The sequence below is a fragment of the Pseudarthrobacter sulfonivorans genome, from assembly GCF_014712225.1.
Classification (GTDB): Bacteria; Actinomycetota; Actinomycetes; order Actinomycetales; family Micrococcaceae; genus Arthrobacter; species Arthrobacter sulfonivorans.
In genome coordinates, this window is record NZ_JACXBW010000003.1 from 125,401 (window position 1) to 143,355 (window position 17,955).

Here is a 17,955-nt window from a genome sequence, read left to right on the forward strand (position 1 = left end):
GAGCGCCCCTTGTACCCAATGTCCTAGCGCGAGTATCGTGGGCGCCACCGAACCCTTGAACCGGAAAGACGGCGGCCATGGATCACTCGGTTCCGGTCATGCTGATTGCCACCACAGACCCGGCCTCTCGGCGCATTCTTGAAGATGAGTTACGTCGACGCTACGGTGCTGATTACGAGGTGGTGGCGTGCGCCCACTACGCCCACGGGCGGGCGGTGCTGGAGGGGCTCCGGCACTGGAATCGCGCGGTCGCCCTCATTCTAGGGTGCTACGGACCGGCTGACCGCAGTGGACTCGATTTCCTGCGGCGTGCCTATGGCTTTCACCCCGCCGCCAAACGTGGTGTTGTGGTGATATGGGGTGACTTTGCCAGCGCCCCCACTGTATTCCGGGCGATCGCGCAGGGGTACGCCGAATTGATGATCATACGTCCCGAACGAGCGCGCGACGAAGAATTCCATGGTGCAATTACCGACGCCCTCGACGACTGGCACCTGGCCCAGGGGGTCGGGTTCGAGGCGGTCCGGCTGATCGGGGAGGTAGGCGACGAACGGACTCACGCGTTACGCGACTCCTTGAGCCGAAACCACATTCCGGTAGGCTTCCACCCGGTCGGGTCCGAGACGGCGGAACGGACGCTGGAGAGCTTGGGCCTGCGCGACCCCGTGCTGCCGGTCATGGTGCTGCAGTTCACCGCATCACCAATTGTCCTCGAGAACCCCAGCGACCTGGAGATCGCCGAAGCGATGGGGGTGACGCGACCGCCATCGGCGGACAAGATCTTCGATGTGGTGGTCGTGGGAGCCGGTCCCTCCGGTCTCGCGACCGCCGTGTATGCCTCCTCCGAGGGCCTTTCCACCATGGTGGTGGAGGGAGAGGCTGTGGGAGGCCAGGCTGGCACCAGCTCGTTGATCCGCAACTACCCTGGCTTCTCCCGCGGTGTGAGCGGCGCCCACCTGGCCTACCGCTCATTTCAGCAGGCCTGGACTTTGGGCACGGACTTCCTGTTCATGCGGAAGGCGATGGGGCTGGGCGTGGACGGAGCGTTGTTCGCTGTGTCGATTTCCGATGGCAGTGTCGTGCGGTGCCGCACAGTGGTGGTGGCCACCGGGGTGGACTACCGTCGCCTCGGCATACCTCAGCTGGAGGATCTGGTCGGCAGAGGCGTCTTCTACGGGGCGACAGTCTCCGAAGCGCCGTCGATGGCCGGGAGGCACGTCTGTGTGGTTGGTGGCGGCAACTCGGCCGGACAGGCGGTTCTGCACCTTGCGAAGTACGCGAAGAAGGTGACGCTGCTGGTGCGCGGACCCACCCTGTCGGCCAGTATGTCGGACTACCTCATCTCCCAACTTGAGGCCACCCGGAACGTTGCGATCAGCTGTAGCACCGTGATCGTGGGGGCCCGCGATCGGGACGGATTCCTAACCGCCGTCGAGGTCGCCGCATCCGGAGCCGCCGACGCAACCCCGAGCGAGGAGATCGAAGCGGGCGGCTTGTTCGTGCTGATCGGTTCGGTGCCGCGTACCTCCTGGCTGCCCGACACCGTAGAGCGTGACCCAGCCGGTTTTCTGCGCACGGGCGCCAGCCGCGATGTCAGTGACGCCGGGTCCGGAAGGCCCAACAGGGTGCCATTGGCGCTGGAAACCAGCATGCCCGGCATTTTCGCGATCGGCGACGTGCGGGCCGGTTCGATCAAAAGGGTGGCTACCGCAGTCGGGGACGGCGCCACCGTGGTCTCGATGCTCCACACCTGCCTGGCCGAGAACCCCCTGCCTGCCCCGGCCCCTGGTGGTGCAGCCACACCCGAGGAGTTGCCCGGTGACATCCGCTTCAACTGAGGTCACGCCGTTGATTCCGCCGATGCGGTGGCTGCTCTACGTCGCTGCATTCCTCGTGTTTCTTGCCGGGCTCGTGCTGTTCGTGTTTCCGCTCCGCACTGGGGAATGGTTCGCGTGGACAGTCAATCCGCCCATGACCGCGGTCTTCCTCGGGGCGGCATACTGGGCGGCCGCCGGCCTGGAGGTGACGGGCGCCCGCTCAGTGACTTGGGAGTCAGCGAGGCTGGCAGTCTGGCCCGTGTTCGTCTTCACAACATTGACCTTCGGAGTCACCCTGCTTCATCTCGATCGCTTCCACCTGTCGAAAGACAGTGCCCCACTTGCCCAAGTAGCCACCTGGGCGTGGCTGGCAATCTATGCCATCGTGCCCGTGGCGATGCTCGTCATCAGCTGGAGGCAGATCCGGTCACGGCGTCCTGCCCCAAAGTCCGTAGCGGCGGGACGGCCAGTGCTACCCCCTGCGCTCAGGCTGCTCCTGGCGGGAATCGCCGGGGTACTGCTGTTATATGGCGTGGCGCTCCTGGCAGTACCCATTCCGGCCGCGACGTGGTGGCCGTGGCCACTGTCCGAGCTCACAGCGAGGGCGATAGGAGCGTGGCTGGTCGGTCTTGGCTGGGCGGCCGCGCAGGGCCAGTTGAGCGGCAACCTCCGCACCGTCCGCCCCGTGGCGCTAACCTCCGTTGCCTTCGTCATTCTGCAGGCGCTTGCCCTGCTGCGGTATGGCGGCGCCCTGACATGGCCGAGCGCACCGGCTATCGGCTTCGCAACCGTACTACTTGCCATTGGAGTGGCCGGCGGATGGGCACTCGCACTATCCCGGTCGCCGGTAGCCCGGGAGGGACTTGGGTGAACGGCCTTCCGAGCCCCCCGCGAGGGCGGCAGCACCGCCGTCGGCCGCTACCAGGTTGCGGCGCGTGGGACTGACGGTGGGAACAGCGCTTCGACGGTAGATTTCCGACGGCGGTCCCTCCGCAGCCCACGAGCAACGACAAGGCAGGCAGCTACATCCGGGCAGCGATGTTGGGGGCCTGCTTCGGTTCATTCAGGAGCCGGGACAGGCACTTCTTCGGTGAAGCACAGGAGACCTATAAGCAACTGGCCAAAATCCTGGCCGTTCGAACCAGTGACCTCGCGCTTCCTCGCGGCCGTCAGTACATGTGGCCCATATCCGAGGAGGGCATCAGCTTCTGGTACCCGAACAAGATCGGCGAGGGGCGGATGACCTCCATGGTGGCCTGGAGCCGGATCATGTCGAACCGGCGAGCCTGCATGCGGTTGGAGACAAATTTCAGTACGCCTATTCAACAGACGCGACCCAAGTTGGGTCGCCGGTGTCGGCCGGAACGGCTTGGCGATCTGCGCCACTGTCCCGGCCGCCGGCTTCGTGATCCTCACGCCCTGAAAACGCAGCGGACTATTGCGAACCAGGGGCCAGAAAAAGGCCGCACGAAGGTGTCCGGTCAGTGCGGACACGGACGGCCCGCCGCAGGAGCTTTGCACTTGTAGATGGCGATCTGTCCAACCGCTTGGCGCCGGATTCCTTTGATTTTGAGAGGGGACGAAGGAATCCAGTTATGTCTTCTGCGGCGGCGGCGCGAAGGCGATGATTGGATTATCGACCCTCAGCCGGCACCAGATTCGATTGGAGAAGACCATGCTAAAGGCCTTGCTGTGCAAGCTGAACATTCAGCACGATTGGCATGTCGAACACGCGGAGGATGGCGCCCTATATAAGCGCTGCAAACGTTGCGGCAAAGACGACGACAGCGGAGGCGGGGGGACCGGTACCTTTGGTGCTTGGGCCGGTCCGGCTGGTGGCTAAGCGGGCCTCCTTAGTGTTGTAGGCAGATCCGGATGGCGTAGAGCGCGACTACTGACCGGTAGGTGAGGGCTAGCTGTCATCCCGTCCTCCGCCGTGGAGGGTGCTGACCCCAACCGCCGCACCCTTTGAATGCGAGGACCATGAACCGTTCAATCATGCTCCGCCTAGCCCCGGGCGCGATCTTCACCGCTGCCCTCACTGGAACAATTGCCGCCCCTGTCCAGCAGCCCCGGCCGCCAAAATCGTGAACCTGAAAGTCCCCATCACCGGCACAATCGCCTCCGACGCCGGGCCTCTCACCGTCAAAGGCACCATCCACCTCGTCATCCACCCGTTGGATCCGATCCAGCCCCAGGACCCGGTCCGGGTGCAGGCCAACCTCATCCAGGTCAGCGCGTCCAACACGGCCGTCAGCTGCAACGGACCGGCGCCCAGAAGTTCACCCTGGCCACCACAAACCACACCGTTCATCGGGTTCTACCCGACGGACCCCAACTACCCCGGCGACCCGATCCGGCCTGATGCGTGCCGGACGCTCGGCGGGCTGTCGGTGGACTTCCAGCTGAACGTCAACGACCAGGCATCGTAACCGGTGCCACTGCCGTCGCCCTCGATCCCGAGTAACGGGCCCTCACGGAGGCTCGCAGGGGCATTCCGGTCCAAGCAGCTCAGACGCCATGCCACTGCTCAGTCCAGGACGTCCGCCATGTGATCGAGAACCAGATAGTCGCCGGACGCAGGCTGGAAGCCGAACCGTTCCCAGTAGCGGCGCAGGGCAGCCCTTGCCGCCTCGTGCTCAGGGGTGCCCTCCTCGGGGTCGCCGTCGGCAAGGATCGGGGAGGCCTGCAGGATGACGGTGACAGCGGAGCGGCCGACGGTGCAGAGAATCGCTTTCAGGATGGCGTGGCCGAGCCTGTTCCCGCGGAACTTCGGTTCGATCCACAGTGAGGAGACAATCAGCAGGTCACCGCCCAACGCCATGTCCTCGATAAGGTCCGGACGTTTGAGGCTCAGCATCTCCCCGACGTTGGCCAGCTCCTGGTCCACAGCATCCAGGGTGAGGAACAGGTCGATAATGCCAGCATCCGGGACCAGGTACAGGCGGGCGTCCCCGACAGTGACTTCAGCACCGTCCCCGCCGTCGTCTTCCTCATCCCAGACGGTTCCCTTGACCGTGACGGTCCAGGAGACCGGGTAGCCCTCGGGATCGTGGCGCGCCCCGGGAACACCGCGGAACTGGCAGCTGTAATCGAAGGTCAGATACTCGGGCACCAGATCGGCCATGGAACTCCTTCGAGGGAACTTTACGAGGCTGTCGATGGCCCCGTGTGCAGTCTACGGTCGTCGCCGACCTCTTGAGCCCCCGGTCCGCATAGATTGCGCCGCGTCTCGTTGAAACCCTCGGGGGAGTGGAGTTACGGGGCCGGTGGGCTTGCCGTTCGCACTGCCCAGACCACATCCAGAATCCCCCGAGCGGCCGCGGCCGCGTCCTCCGGGTCATCGATCAATGACATGTGGGTGGATCCGTCAATGATTCGGTGCAGACTGTTGGTTGAGAGTGAGGCAAGGGCTTCCTGGGAAGCGGCCCAGCCGGGCTGGCTGCCGGTGCCTGCTGTTAGGACGACCAGCGGCTTATCGGTGAAGTTCCTCAACTCTGCTGCTTGCTGCGCAGAGGAGCCCGCACTGATGTACTCGTCCACTGTGCTCTTGAGGTGCCCGGGTGTCACGCCGAGCAGCCAGGCCAGGCCGAGACGCCCCGCGGCCGAGACCAGTGCGGAGGCACGCTCCATCGTGTCTTCGGAGTCCGCATTAGTGCCGCGCGCTGATTCCGGGTCCGATGCTGGTGCGGTTGAGTCCAGCAGGACCAACCCGGCCACGTCTTCGGGATAGCGGGCAGCGAAAGTGAGTGCGTAGAGGCCGCCGAACGAATGCCCTGCCAGCACATACGGCCCCGGCACATTCGCGCGCCGCAGCAGTGTGTGGAGGTCGGCCGCCGTCTGCGCGCCGTCCTGCACCCTGTTTGCCGGGTCGCTCCACCCACGGCCTGCCCGGTCGTAGACACAAACCCGGGTGTCGCGGGCAACGGCCGGTGCTATCCATGCGAGATCAGAGGACATCAGGCCGGCGCCCGGTTCCAGCACGACGGTGGGGCTGCCCGAGCCGGTGCAGTCCAGGTACAGGCGGTGCCCGCCGACGTCGACCAACTGACCCTGCACCGGGGAGGCCTCCGCGTCCGGCGTTTTGCGCACGGTTTCGAAGCCGCCGCCCAATGAAGCCAGGACGAGCAGCGCGATCACCGGGTACAGGAGGACGCGACCGCTCCGGCTACGTAGCAGCCGCCTGGTCCGGGCAATCATCCAGACCGCTAACACCAGCAATGCGGGCGGCCACAACCAGGCGAGCACTTCCTGGGTTGGGGAGCCGAACACCACCAGAAGGAATCCGCCCAATCCCATAAAAAGCGCAGGAGCCGCGGCCCACTTTTGTGGCTGATCGGTGAACCGGACCGACAGCGCAGCCAGCATGGCCCATCCCAGGCCAAGTCCCAGCAGGATGCCGCCGGTCACGCCGCTTTCGGTGGCCGGAATGAACGGGGCGAAGGCCAGCGATAGTGCAGCCAGGACGCCCGTAACCAACGAGCCTGCCACAATCCAACCCATGCGCCCCCTCTGTGAAGGACCAGCACTGCGCGGACGGTTCCGGCCCGTGGATGTGGTGCTCACGGGGGTGACAGCGGTCGTCTTCTGCCCTGCCGAAAAGATTGTCATACGCCAATGCTGCCAGTTACCGGGAGCGGAAATGCGTGGCAAAAATTCCCTGCATGGAAAGGATTCTGCCCAGTTCGTGCCTTCGTGAGTACAGTGGCCCTATGCACCGAGTCGTCGCACTGGCACTGCCGGATGTGGTCGCTTTCGACCTTGCCATTCCAGCGCAGGTTTTCGGCCACGAGGATGAGCGGCGACGGTACTCCTTTCGGGTCTGCGCAGCCCAGCCCGGCTTGGTGCCGACAACGTCCGGGTTCTCCATCCAGGCGACAAATGGCTTGGACGCCCTTCTGTCTGCGGATACGGTCGTGGTGCCCGGCTACGCACCGCTCAACGACCCGCCCGCCGAAGTCTGCGAGGCCCTCCGCCAGGCATCGGGCAACGGCGCCCGCGTCGTGTCCGTGTGCACAGGCGCCTTCGCTCTCGCTGCTGCAGGTCTCCTGGACGGCAAACGGGCAACCACCCACTGGAGAAACGCCGAACGCCTTCAAACCCTGTACCCGGGCGTCACCGTCGACGCAGACGTCCTGTACATAGACCAAGGCAGCGTCAGCACCAGCGCGGGGGTCGCGGCAGGCATAGACCTGTGTCTGCACCTGGTCCGGAAGGACTATGGAACCGAGGCAGCCAACAGAATTGCCCGGAGAATGGTCGTGGCCCCGCACCGGGAAGGGGGCCAAATCCAGTTCATGGAACGTGCAGTCGCCGCGCCCCTGGCCCTGTTCGCAGACACCTGCGCCTGGGCCAGGCAGAACCTAGCTGAACCGCTCACCGTCGACGACATGGCCACCCATGCGGGCTGGGCCGCCAGGAGCTTCGCCCGGAAATTCGCGGCCGAAGCAGGAATGACACCTCTGAGCTGGCTGAACGATCAACGCCTGGCCGAAGCATGCCGACTACTGGAAACCACCGACCTGACGGTGCACGCGGTTGCTTCACGGACCGGTCTGGGAACAACAGCCAATTTCCGGCTCCACTTCACCCGGAAGCTCAACACAACACCTTCAAGCTACCGCCGCCTCTACCAGGGCAGGAACCGAAAAGCTGCGCCTGCCTAGATCTTCCCGGCGTGCCAGACCCAGCCCCGGCCGGCGGCGGTCCTGTTCCTGGACACCCGGCCCGTGCACGCCATAGTCATCACGGCCTACTGCGCCGCTCACCGGTTCGTTGCAGGACCTGAGCGCCCGGCGCGCAGCGGAATCCCCGTTCTGGCGTGCAAGCTCCGCCTCCAAGAAATCCTCGACCCACGCCAGAGAGTCATCACGATCGCTTGAGCACCAGTACATTCCGACCTGGTGTTTGCATCAGAAGATCGTCATTTAGGTTCCGCCAAGCGGCGGAATACGTTGACGTGGACAGACGGGGCCCTCATGCTGGGTACCTGATTGCTTAGAGCCGAGATGGGGCCCGACCATGAACATCCCCCGCGCAACGTCAATGTTAAGCCGGTTTCGTTATGGGCTTGCCGTCATTGCAACCATGCTGTTGATGCTCCACACACTCCCGGCGGAAGCCGCAACAGCCGCCGGCCCGGGCAATGACGTCTCCTGGCCGCAGTGCGGCAAGGCGTTGCCCAAGGGCCAGACCTTTGGAATTGTTGGCGTCAACAACGGCCTCGCAAATACCACTAATCCCTGCCTCGCTGCCGAGCTGTCCTGGGCCGCTTCGTCAACGGGCACTACCGGACAGCCCAAAGCCGCGCTCTACGTGAACACCGGCAATCCGGGGTCAGCTGGCTCCTGGTGGCCTAAAAGCAATACCTATGGTGGAACCACTGTGGCCAACCCCTACGGCCAGTGCACGGGCGGATCCTTTGGGGCGGCCTGCTCATACATGTACGGGTACGCCAAGGCATACGACGATGCAAACATCCGGGGCGTGAGCAATCCCGGCTCATACACCTGGTGGCTCGACGTCGAAACCGGCAACAGCTGGTCCGCCGACAAGGCTGCGAACCGCGCGGATCTTGAAGGCATGATGGCCTATTTCGCGAGCATCGGTGCCACGAGCGGACTCTACTCCACGAGTAGCCAGTGGTCGCAAATAGCCGGCACCGCTCCGGCGTCGAGCCCGCTCTACACCGCCAGGAGCTGGCTCGCCGGGGCAAGTTCACTCGCGTCGGCGAAGCGGATGTGTGCCGCTGCGCCGCTGACCGGGGGAAGCAGAGTCACGCTCACGCAGTATGTCTCAGGTGGGTTCGACTACGACTACTCCTGCGTCTGAGTCCCGGAAGCCACTCAGCATACTTTTCCGTCCGGCGAGCGGCACTCGAGGAGTCCTGAACCCGTCTGGGAGGGCATCAGAGTGACCGCTGTGGCCGAAGGACAGGTCCCGAAAGAGTACTGCTCCAAGAGGGCTTGTTTTTCCGTCCCCGCGGGAGTGGACTGATTCCATGGCTTGTGCTGCGGCCAGTAGTGTTCGCCGGGCGGAGCCTGGTCCAACAGAAAGAATCGCGGATGGAGATCGTCATGAGCACAGCGACGCTCGACAGGAAGGCAGTGAAGCGCGCCATTTTCCATGTGCAACCCTGCGATGGGACGGATGGCAACAAGTGGGACCTGCATAAGTTCAGGACAAGCAAGCACCAGTATTTCCGCACTCAGAAGGAAGCCCTGGCCGCCGCGCACGTGGCCGTCGGATCGCAGCCGGCGCATGTGGTGATGCACGCCCGGGACGGGCACGCCTACCGGGAATTCGACCTGAACTGAATCAAAAGGGAAGTGGGCGACGGTGGAACCTTCTGCCGTCGTTCGCCTTGTTCGGAACTTATCGTGTTGAGGAACGACGGCGGCCGGCCGCCGTCGTTCCTTTGCTTACTTCCCGTAGGTGGCGAAGTTTTGGGTGGCTACCAACTGCGCCCCGTACGGGGAACCGGCGGCGAGCCGGGCCGAACCGAAGCCAAAGTCGGTCAGGCTGGCGTTGAGCATGTTGGCGTTATGGCCGGGGGAGGCCTTCCACGCAGCGAAGAGCGCATCGGCGTCGGCGTTCACTGCAATGTTCTCCGCGGAACGGGTCCAGCCGGACGGGATTTGGCCGGCAGCGTCCGGGTTGTGCCGGAAGCCGGCGCTGCCTTCGGCGTTGATGTCCGCCATCATGGTGTTTGACCATCCCTGCGCCACGGATTCGAGTCCCGTGTTGTAGCGAAGCGCGGCGAGGCCGTTGGCCAACCGGTATTGATTGATGAGTTCGAAGGAGCGGAGGGCCACGGCGTTGGACGCCGTGCCGCTGGCTGCCGGAGCCGCAGGAGGCTGGACCTGAGCCGGGGCCGGGGCCGGGGCCGGAGCGGGAGCAGCGGGTGCCGGAACCGGGGCCGGAGCAGCGGGTGCCGGGACCTGAGCCGGCGCCGGGGTCGCGGGAGCCGGATCCTGAATCGGAGCCGGCGTTTCGGGAACCGCAGCGGGAGCCGACGTCGGCGCGGCAGCAGGAGCGGACGTCGACGGAGCGGGTGGGGGCGTCGAAGCGGTGGCAAGCGCGGAAGGCTCCGCGGCTGCCGGGGATTGGGCGCTGGCGGTGACCCAGCTCCACCAGCCGAAGGGCCAGGAAGTGGCGTTGGCAGGAGCGGACGCGCCGATTAGCAGTCCACCGGCCATGGTGAGGGTAATTACGGAGGCGGCGATATGTTTTTTGTCCTTTAGCACCCGGAGAACAGTACCTAGTGGTCGCGCCACACCGCACATTCAGTGATGCTGCTCACCGCACCAAATAACAGAGTAGAAGGTGCGCCGTGTTATAGCGCTGCGGCGGCCTCGGAACCGGCTTCAGGCTACTGCTGTGGCTGTCGCGGTGATTCCCCAGGGCTGACCGGCGTTTCTGATGATAGGTCCTGTGAGAGCTCGGCTTCGAGCAGTTCGATGCTGGGCAAAGTGGCAGCGAATTCCTCGGGCAGCGACTCCACGATTGCGGTTTTCCACTCGGAGACGCCGATGGGCATTTGCGTTGTCCGGAGCGCGTAGTCGGCCCCGAGATTGTCCTTGGACTTGCAGAGCAGAAGGCCAATGGTGGGTTTGTCATCGGTGTGGGCGAGGAGGTCATCCACTGCTGCCATGTACATGCCAAGCCGGCCAAGGTTATGGCCAGCTGGCCATAACGCGGGTTATGCGCAGCTGGACGTTATGCCACTGCAGCATGATCCACGGTTCTGCGATGGGGCTTTGGTGGAGATTACTTTGCATAACGGTCCAGCCTTGAAGAATGGCGTATAAGCGCCACAAATCAAGGTTGGAGAGCTGCAATGGAGAATCAGATTGTTACGGTCGCCGATCTCGTGGGGGCGATCATCGCTGAGATGGAGCGGTGCAACTATAAGCCGTCTGTCATCAAGCAGTACCGCATCGTATGGGACAAGCTGTGCGCGTACTCAGGGGCGATGCCTGTGGGTGCTTGGCCCCTGGCCGTTACGTCCTACACCTACGAGGCACGTCGGGTCGATGGTCAATACCCTGTCGTCCCCGGCTGCCATCACCGCGGCACTCGAAGACGACCCAGCGACTGCTCCCGGCGCATGAGGGTGAGTCGTTCAGCTCGATCGGTTCACGATATCCGGTGATTCTGGAACGATGGCCTCGTATAACCGAGTGATGGCAAGGCAGTCAATGCACAGGAGCGCGTCCTGGATGTTTGCGCATGGAGCTTGTCGGTAGCAAGCCGGAGATCTGGCACCAGCTGGAACTCCGGGCGTCGCTGGTAGCGGAGTCTAAAGGTCCGGCCCAAGTTTGAAAGTTAGGCCGCGCACTCGGGGAGACGCCAAGAGGCGGGGTCCCTTCGCCTGCCTCGCGCTGCGCCGAGGTGGGGGCGGGGTTGCTGCGTTTTCGTTCAGGCCCTTTCCGTGCTTCCCCGGACGATAAGGTCACAGGGGAAGTTCACGCGGCGTGGGGCGCTTGCCGGAGAAAAGATGCGGTCAATGAGCATCTTCGCCCCTACGCGGGCCATCTCTCGGCTGGGCTGCCGTACGGTGGTGAGGCTGAAGGAGTCCCAGGCGGCCATTTCAACGTCGTCGTAGCCGATGACCCAACAGTCCTGGGGCTGGAGCTGATTGGCGCGGAGGGCATCCAGAGCTCCGAAGGCCATGTGGTCGTTGGCGCAGAAAACAGCCTGTGGACGATCGGCTCGGGAGAGCAGGCGGTTCATGACCTGGGCGCTGTTGTCGTGGGAGAACCCGCCGTGGAAGCGGAAGTGTTCGGGCACAGGATGGCCTCGCTCGGCCATTCTGCTGAGGAATCCTTCCATGCGCTCCCGGGAGGTGCTGGCGTTGTTGGCTCCGCCGATGAAGGCTACGCGGGTTTTGCCGTGAGCGAGCAGGTAGTCGGCGACGGCGGCGCCGCCGTCGGTGTTGCTGCTCGTGACCTGGTCGCATTCCAGACCCTCCACCACACGGTTGATGAGGACGATCTGGCTGTTCTTTTCGATGGCGGCCTGGAGTTCGACCGAGTCTTCGGTGGCGGTGGTGAAGATGACGCCGTCCACAGCGTGTTCCCGGATGGCCTTGAGCGCATCGTGGTGGCTTCCGCCGCCGGCGTTCCATATGACGGCTCGGAAACCGGCGGCGTCGAGTTCGCGGCTCAGTTCATCGAGTACCTCGGCGTAGAAGGGGTTGGTGAGGTCTGCGACGACGACTCCGATGGTGTTGGTTCGTCTGGTTTTCATGGCTTGGGCGCCGGCGTGGGGCACGTAGCCCAGGGTGTCCATGGCTGCCTGCACGCGGGCCTTGGTAGCGGGAGAGAGCTTTGCGGAGGAGGACATGACCCGGGAAACCGTGGCCTGCGAGACGCCGGCCAGTTCTGCGACGTCGCGGCTGGTTACCATCGCGGTGTTCTCCTTGCTTGGTGCCGGATGCGCTGAGCGGATGCCGGACTTTGGTTGTGGGCTTGCTTCAGAGTAGCCAAACTCAGGGCCCCGCGCCCGCCGGCATTTCGCCGACGGGCCGGGTCGGGCCGCTGAGGCCCCTGTTACGGGGCAGTGGTGGGATCATATTCTGCGCTGAGTCCCGTGCGGAGCCGGACCCGCGGAGCGGTTTCCGGTGACCACAGTGCGCCAACGATGGTGATGATCGAAGTGACCACCATGTAGAGGGCGACAAGCCAGTAGCGGTCGAACTCCGGGCCGATGAGCGCGGTGGCGATCAGTGGAGCGAATCCTCCGGCGAAGACGGCTGCCACCTGCGGGCCGACGGAAGCCCCGGAGTAACGGAGCTTGGGTTCGAAGAGTTCGGTGAAGTAGGCAGGTTCCACGGAGTAGCACAGGTCGCGTCCCACGTTGCAGGTCAGGATCAGGACGAGCAGGACCATGAAGAAGTCGCCGGTCTGGACGGCCCAAAAGAAGGGGAACGCCATCAGGAGCATCGTGGTGGCACCGGCGATAACCGTGTAGCGGCGGCCCCAACGGTCCGATACCCAGCCCCAGAACGGGATGGAGAAAACGCCCAGGCCTGCCATGATCATGGTTGCCAGCAGGATGGTGTTCTTTTCCAGCAGCACTGCCGGACCGTAGGCGAGCAGGAAGGTGGTGTAGATGTAGTAGTTCGCGTTCTCGGCAAAGCGCATCATGATGACTTTGAGGATGGTCAGGGGTCGAGTCTTGATGACCTTGACCACTGGCATTTTCTCGATTTCACCCTTGCGCTTGATTTCTTCGAACGAGGGGGATTCGTCCACCTTGCTGCGGATGTAGAAGGAGAGGACCACCAGCAGGATCGAGACGAGGAACGGGATGCGCCAGCCCCAGGCCACAAAGGCCTCCGGTGAGATCAGGTAGCCCATGATGTAGAAGGCTCCGTTGGCCAGCAGCGTTCCGGCAGGTACACCGATTTGCGGCCAGGAGCCGAAGAACCCTCGTCGCTTTGCCGGGGCGAACTCGGTTGCCATGAGCGCCGCACCGCCCCACTCGCCGCCGACGCCGATGCCCTGAACAATGCGCAGGAGCACCAGCAGGATCGGCGCAGCGATACCGATGGTGGCGAAATTGGGCAGGCAGCCAATGAGGAACGTACCGCCGCCCATTAGGCCCAGCGTCATCATGAGCATTTTTTTCCGGCCCAGTCGGTCGCCGAAGTGGGCGAAGATGATGCCGCCGATGGGGCGGGCCGCGAAGCCGATGGCGTAGGTGCTGAAGGAGAGCAGGATGCCGACGAACGGGCTGGCGTTCGGGAAAAATTGGCTGTTCAGGATGATGGCCGCGGCGACTCCGTAAACGTAGAAGTCGTACCACTCTATGCAGCTTCCCAGCACGGATGAAACGAGGGCCTTGCGGCGCATTTTCGGATCAATAGCGGGTGGCGCTGCGGTTGTCGCGGGGGTGCTCACTATGAGACTCCTTTGTCTTCGACCGGACAGTGACGGCAGCCACATCAGCTACCTCGTGACAAGGAGTGTATACGTAAACATTCGGCGCGCACAAGGTCTTGCGGCGACAAATGTATACGTATACACTCGTTTCACATGCAGGCTAGCTGGCCTGGCCCGGGGCGCTCCCAAAGTCGCCCATCAATGAAGATGGAAGGTTTTCCTCATGACCGCTACAACAACAACCAGTTCGGCCGTGGACTCCGTAATGTTGAAAGAGCCGGCTCAGAACAGCCTGAACCGGGGCAGCACACCTGAAGTGCGCGCCACCGTCGAAGGCGTCATCGCGGACATCCGCGAACGCGGCGATGCAGCAGTTCGGGAATACTCCGAGAAGTTCGACAAGTACGCACCCGAATCCTTCCTGCTTAACAAGGAGCAGCTGGAGGAAATCATCGCCCGGGTTCCGGAACAGACCATTGAGGACATCAAGTTCGTCCAGGAACAGGTCCGGGTGATGGCACAGAAGCAGCTGGAGTCACTGAGTGACTTCGAAATTGAAACCATGCCGGGCGTCTTCCTGGGCCAGAAGAACGTCCCGATCCAGGCTGCCGGCGCCTACATCCCGGGCGGAAAGTACCCGCTGCTGGCCAGCGCGCACATGACCATCATCACCGCGAAGGTTGCCGGTGTCGAACGCGTCGCTGCCTGCACACCCCTGATTCAGGGCGAGGTCCCGGACGCCACGGTCGCGGCGATGTATCTGGCTGGCGCAGACGAGATTTACCTCCTCGGCGGCATCCAGGCGGTAGCCGCGCTGGCGATTGGCACCGAGACCATCAAACCTGTCAACATGCTGGCCGGACCCGGCAACGCCTTCGTCGCAGAGGCCAAGCGCCAGCTCTTCGGCGAAGTCGGGATTGACCTCTTCGCCGGGCCTACGGAGGTTCTGATCGTGGCCGATGAGCACGCAGACCCGTTCATCGTCGCAGTTGACCTCCTGTCCCAGGCCGAGCACGGCCCCGATTCACCCGCGGTCCTGATCACCACCAGCGAAGAACTGGGCCGGAAGGTTATCGAGCACATCGATACGATCCTTGTGGACATGCCAACCCGCGATTACGCCGGAGCAGCATGGCGCGACTGGGGCGCGGTTCACGTGGTCGCGACCCTTGATGACGCCTACATCCTCGCGGACGAGTACGCCTACGAGCACGTACAGATCCTCACGGAGAACCCCCGCGAAGCCCTGGAGAAGATGCACGATTACGGCGCACTGTTCCTGGGCGAAGGAACCTGCGTCTCCTACGGAGACAAAGTCATCGGCACCAACCACGTGCTGCCCACCCGCGGTGCCGCCCGCTACACCGGCGGCCTCTGGGTCGGCAAATACCTGCGTACCGTCACCTACCAGGAAGTGACCAACACCGAATCCAGCGCCTTCTTCGGTGAACTCTGCGGACGTGCCTCACGGGTGGAACGCTTCGAAGGGCATGCACGCTCCGGTGACGTCCGGGCGGCTAAGTACCGGGGCACCACCCTGCCCTGGTCCGACCACACCTTCGGGAACTAAGGAACGCCAGTGCCTGACTTCCGCCTGGACGGCAAGAAAGCACTGGTCACCGGAGCAGCCCGCGGACTCGGCAAGGCCATCGCCGATGGCCTTGCCGAGTCCGGCGCGACCGTCTACGGAACCAGCCGCGACGCCGAAAGTGCACGCCTGATCAGCGAACGCTACGGAACCCGTGCCCTACCCGTTGATATAACGGAGCACGCCCAGATAGCCCGGTTCGCCGAGGACCTGATGCAGGAAAGCGGCGGCATCGATCTGCTCGTCAACAACGCCGGCGTCAACGTGCCCAAACCCGCGCTGGAACTGACGACGGAGGACTGGGACACCGTCTTTGACACCAATCTCAAGGGCAGCTTCTTCCTCACCACCTCACTGGCCCGGCACTGGATCAAAAGCGGAACCCAAGGGGCAATCGTCAATGTGGCATCGCAGGCCGGAATCGTCGGAATCGAGGAACGCGCGGCATACGGCACCAGCAAAGCCGGCCTCATCCACCTCACCAAGATTCTGGCCCTGGAATGGGCGCCGGCCGGAATCCGCGTCAACGCCGTAGCACCAACGTTCGTGCGGACAGAACTGACCGCTTCAACCCTCAGCCGCCCCGACTGGGCGGCCGAACTGCTGTCCAGGATCCCCATCGGCCGCTTCGGGGAACCCGAAGACATAGCAGGGGCAGTGGCGTTCCTCCTGAGCGACGCCGCCTCACTGATAACGGGACACACCCTGGCCATTGACGGCGGCTACACCATTCGCTAACCGCCTGACTCCTACGTTCGGGCGGCAGACCATCTTTCGAGGAGCTGTTCATGACCATCAAAGACACCATCTCAACCACCGCCGTCGTCGGGTCCGGGTACATGGGCGGAGGAATAGCCCAGGTGCTGGCTTTGCACGGCTACAAAGTCATGTTGGGGGACGTTGACGGCGAAACAGCCGAACGTGCCCGCGTGCGGCTTGTAGAACAAGCCAAGGACTTTGAAGCCCACGGGCTCCTGCCCGAGGGTGCCTCGAAAATCATCGACGCGAACCTGGCGGCGGCCCCGAGTATCGAGGAAGCCGTAGCGGCAGCGGATTACATCGCCGAAGCGGTTCCGGAAGAACCCGAACTGAAAGCCAACATCCTTCGCCGGGTCTCGGCCGCCGCCCCACCCCACGCGATCATCGGAACGAACACTTCAGCGATCCCCATCAGAGAACTCGCCCCGTCGGTAACCGGCCCGGAGCGGTTCCTAGGCGTCCACTGGATGAATCCCGCGCCCTTTATTCCCGGCGTCGAACTCATCCCCGGCCAGGAGACCAATCCGGAAGTCCTTGACCGCGCCGAACAGCTCATCCGCAGCCTGGGAAAGACACCGGCGAGAGTGGCAGACACGCCGGGGTTCGTCGCAAACCGACTCCAGTTCGCCCTCTACAAGGAGGCAGCCCAAATCGTTGACGAAGGCACCGCGACGCCCGAACAGATCGACGCCGTCGTAAGCAACACATTCGGATTCCGTCTGGCACTCTTTGGCCCCTTCGCCATCGGCGACATGGCAGGGCTGGACGTGTACGAATCCGCGTACCGCACCCTCGAAAAGGCATACGGTGAACGGTTCGCCGCCCCGGAAGCGCTCGTCGCGATGGTCAAGGACGGCAACCTCGGCCTCAAGAGCGGGCACGGTTTCCTGGACGTCGATCCCGGAAACAAGACCGCCCTCTTGGCCTATCGCGACAACGCCTACGCACGCCTGTCCCAACTCCGCACAGACCTCGGACAAGCGCCCGCACTCTAAGCCGCACCGTGGCCGTGAAGAACACACCATGTGGTAAAACAATGCCGGACCGGTCAGGCATATTGCCACGTCCGTTTGGTTCAGGTCCGGGCGGAGCCGATCCTGCCCGCCTCGGGACACTACAGTTGGATCCTCCCGTGCCCGCCAGCGTCGATGGCGCCTCCCCGCGACGGGTCCGCCGCGCCCAGGTTGCGGAAGAGCATGCCCCCAATGACCACGGGGCGCTGGCCGACGAGCTGACCATTAGAGCCAACAAAGTATGCCTCGCCGGTGTGTCACGGCAGGCTTTCCCTCTATGGCAACGAGCGCGCACCACCGGCTGAGTGCAAACTAAAGAGCCCGGCCCAAATACATGGGCACGACGCATTTCCAAGCATCTCGGCGACGCCGTGATCTTCGCAGGTGACATTCTCCGGACCCCCAAGCTAGCTACAACAAACAAACTTTCCTCCGACAAGCTCTACATAATCTCTACCATCGGCAACCAAGAGCCGGACTAACAGACTGCGGTAGTGACAGACTTCTGAGCGTGACGACGTCGTCATCGCTCACTGGCTGACCGCGGTTCAGATCCCTTTGCCAGGGGCGGGGAGATAGTGCATGACTTACTGAACAGCATCACCAAGTCAGAAGAAATTCCACATTCCTGACGGGGGAGCGGTGACGAGCAGTAACTGTGAAGTGGGTCGTTAGTGCGGTCAGCAGGCTATGTGATCATCGAGCTCAAGACGGGCAAATTCCAGCCTGAATACGCCGGATATGCGCAGCCAGACGTTATGCCGTGGTCTTCGTTAGCGCTGGCGTGTTGATGGGTTCTCGCTGAAGCGGTACTTCGCATAACGCCCCGCCCTGGTGGAATCGGGGTCTGGGGAGGACCGGTGCGAAATTTCACGCTCAGGGGTCAAGTG

15 protein-coding genes and 1 pseudogene are annotated in these 17,955 nt (G+C 63.5%); 10 read left to right on the plus strand and 6 right to left on the minus strand.

Annotated features, from left to right (window positions below):
- Positions 1-77: 77 nt before the first annotated feature.
- The 3 genes from IAQ70_RS04960 to IAQ70_RS04970 all read left to right on the plus strand — a co-directional run bounded on the left by IAQ70_RS04960 (position 78) and on the right by IAQ70_RS04970 (position 4,249).
- The gene (locus tag IAQ70_RS04960; RefSeq protein ID WP_190988208.1) at positions 78-1,838 is read left to right on the plus strand and encodes an FAD-dependent oxidoreductase; all 1,761 of its coding nucleotides are present in this window, start codon (positions 78-80) and stop codon (positions 1,836-1,838) included.
- Positions 1,819-2,688 (plus strand): hypothetical protein, encoded by an 870-nt coding sequence (locus IAQ70_RS04965; RefSeq protein WP_317983581.1) that lies wholly within the window; start codon positions 1,819-1,821, stop codon positions 2,686-2,688. The genes IAQ70_RS04960 and IAQ70_RS04965 overlap by 20 nt, the downstream gene beginning before the upstream one ends.
- Positions 2,689-3,904: 1,216 nt before the next feature.
- Positions 3,905-4,249 carry a hypothetical protein gene (locus IAQ70_RS04970; RefSeq protein ID WP_190988209.1) on the plus strand — a complete coding sequence of 115 codons (345 nt, stop codon included), beginning with the start codon at positions 3,905-3,907 and terminating at the stop codon, positions 4,247-4,249.
- Between the two features lie 98 nt (positions 4,250-4,347).
- On the opposite strand, the gene IAQ70_RS04975 is transcribed toward IAQ70_RS04970, so the two are convergent.
- Both IAQ70_RS04975 and IAQ70_RS04980 read right to left on the minus strand, forming a co-directional pair.
- The gene (locus IAQ70_RS04975) at positions 4,348-4,944 is read right to left on the minus strand and encodes a hypothetical protein (RefSeq protein ID WP_190988210.1); all 597 of its coding nucleotides are present in this window, start codon (positions 4,942-4,944) and stop codon (positions 4,348-4,350) included.
- A 131-nt stretch (positions 4,945-5,075) separates the two neighbouring features.
- On the minus strand, positions 5,076-6,320 hold the full coding sequence (locus IAQ70_RS04980; RefSeq protein WP_190988211.1) for an alpha/beta fold hydrolase: 1,245 nt from the start codon (positions 6,318-6,320) through the stop codon (positions 5,076-5,078).
- A gap of 209 nt (positions 6,321-6,529) precedes the next feature.
- On the opposite strand from IAQ70_RS04980, the gene IAQ70_RS04985 reads away from it, so the two are divergent.
- The 3 genes from IAQ70_RS04985 to IAQ70_RS04995 all read left to right on the plus strand — a co-directional run bounded on the left by IAQ70_RS04985 (position 6,530) and on the right by IAQ70_RS04995 (position 9,133).
- Positions 6,530-7,483, plus strand: coding sequence for a GlxA family transcriptional regulator (locus IAQ70_RS04985; RefSeq protein WP_190988212.1), 954 nt, complete (start codon positions 6,530-6,532; stop codon positions 7,481-7,483).
- Positions 7,484-7,913: 430 nt separating this feature from the next.
- On the plus strand, positions 7,914-8,648 hold the full coding sequence (locus IAQ70_RS04990; RefSeq protein WP_317983582.1) for a glycoside hydrolase family 25 domain-containing protein: 735 nt from the start codon (positions 7,914-7,916) through the stop codon (positions 8,646-8,648).
- Between the two features lie 233 nt (positions 8,649-8,881).
- The gene (locus IAQ70_RS04995; RefSeq protein WP_190988214.1) at positions 8,882-9,133 is read left to right on the plus strand and encodes a DUF2188 domain-containing protein; all 252 of its coding nucleotides are present in this window, start codon (positions 8,882-8,884) and stop codon (positions 9,131-9,133) included.
- A gap of 105 nt (positions 9,134-9,238) precedes the next feature.
- Here IAQ70_RS04995 and IAQ70_RS05000 read toward each other — a convergent pair whose 3' ends face one another.
- The 4 genes and pseudogenes from IAQ70_RS05000 to IAQ70_RS05015 form a co-directional block, all read right to left on the minus strand.
- Positions 9,239-10,063 carry a CAP domain-containing protein gene (locus IAQ70_RS05000; protein WP_190988215.1) on the minus strand — a complete coding sequence of 275 codons (825 nt, stop codon included), beginning with the start codon at positions 10,061-10,063 and terminating at the stop codon, positions 9,239-9,241.
- Positions 10,064-10,188: 125 nt separating this feature from the next.
- Positions 10,189-10,482: pseudogene (locus IAQ70_RS05005) on the minus strand (PDDEXK nuclease domain-containing protein); the annotation flags it as partial.
- A gap of 755 nt (positions 10,483-11,237) precedes the next feature.
- On the minus strand, positions 11,238-12,227 hold the full coding sequence (locus tag IAQ70_RS05010; RefSeq protein WP_190988217.1) for a LacI family DNA-binding transcriptional regulator: 990 nt from the start codon (positions 12,225-12,227) through the stop codon (positions 11,238-11,240).
- Positions 12,228-12,370: 143 nt separating this feature from the next.
- The gene (locus tag IAQ70_RS05015; protein ID WP_317983583.1) at positions 12,371-13,723 is read right to left on the minus strand and encodes an MFS transporter; all 1,353 of its coding nucleotides are present in this window, start codon (positions 13,721-13,723) and stop codon (positions 12,371-12,373) included.
- 205 nt (positions 13,724-13,928) lie between these two features.
- On the opposite strand from IAQ70_RS05015, the gene hisD reads away from it, so the two are divergent.
- The 4 genes from hisD to IAQ70_RS05035 all read left to right on the plus strand — a co-directional run bounded on the left by hisD (position 13,929) and on the right by IAQ70_RS05035 (position 17,370).
- Positions 13,929-15,275 carry a histidinol dehydrogenase gene (gene hisD / locus IAQ70_RS05020; protein WP_190988219.1) on the plus strand — a complete coding sequence of 449 codons (1,347 nt, stop codon included), beginning with the start codon at positions 13,929-13,931 and terminating at the stop codon, positions 15,273-15,275.
- Between the two features lie 9 nt (positions 15,276-15,284).
- Positions 15,285-16,031 carry an SDR family NAD(P)-dependent oxidoreductase gene (locus tag IAQ70_RS05025; RefSeq protein WP_190988220.1) on the plus strand — a complete coding sequence of 249 codons (747 nt, stop codon included), beginning with the start codon at positions 15,285-15,287 and terminating at the stop codon, positions 16,029-16,031.
- Positions 16,032-16,081: 50 nt separating this feature from the next.
- On the plus strand, positions 16,082-17,047 hold the full coding sequence (locus IAQ70_RS05030) for a 3-hydroxyacyl-CoA dehydrogenase family protein (protein WP_190988221.1): 966 nt from the start codon (positions 16,082-16,084) through the stop codon (positions 17,045-17,047).
- A gap of 137 nt (positions 17,048-17,184) precedes the next feature.
- Positions 17,185-17,370 carry a hypothetical protein gene (locus IAQ70_RS05035; RefSeq protein WP_190988222.1) on the plus strand — a complete coding sequence of 62 codons (186 nt, stop codon included), beginning with the start codon at positions 17,185-17,187 and terminating at the stop codon, positions 17,368-17,370.
- Positions 17,371-17,955 lie beyond the last annotated feature (585 nt).

What these genes read in the sequence shown, in the direction of transcription:
- IAQ70_RS04960 (WP_190988208.1), top strand. Translation starts at nt 78, where the DNA reads ATGGATCACTCGGTTCCGGTCATGCTGATTGCCACCACAGACCCGGCC.
- IAQ70_RS04975 (WP_190988210.1), bottom strand. Translation starts at nt 4,944, where the DNA reads ATGGCCGATCTGGTGCCCGAGTATCTGACCTTCGATTACAGCTGCCAG.
- IAQ70_RS04980 (WP_190988211.1), bottom strand. Translation starts at nt 6,320, where the DNA reads ATGGGTTGGATTGTGGCAGGCTCGTTGGTTACGGGCGTCCTGGCTGCA.
- IAQ70_RS04985 (WP_190988212.1), top strand. Translation starts at nt 6,530, where the DNA reads ATGCACCGAGTCGTCGCACTGGCACTGCCGGATGTGGTCGCTTTCGAC.
- IAQ70_RS04990 (WP_317983582.1), top strand. Translation starts at nt 7,914, where the DNA reads ATGCTCCACACACTCCCGGCGGAAGCCGCAACAGCCGCCGGCCCGGGC.
- IAQ70_RS04995 (WP_190988214.1), top strand. Translation starts at nt 8,882, where the DNA reads ATGGAGATCGTCATGAGCACAGCGACGCTCGACAGGAAGGCAGTGAAG.
- IAQ70_RS05010 (WP_190988217.1), bottom strand. Translation starts at nt 12,227, where the DNA reads ATGGTAACCAGCCGCGACGTCGCAGAACTGGCCGGCGTCTCGCAGGCC.
- hisD (WP_190988219.1), top strand. Translation starts at nt 13,929, where the DNA reads ATGACCGCTACAACAACAACCAGTTCGGCCGTGGACTCCGTAATGTTG.
- IAQ70_RS05030 (WP_190988221.1), top strand. Translation starts at nt 16,082, where the DNA reads ATGACCATCAAAGACACCATCTCAACCACCGCCGTCGTCGGGTCCGGG.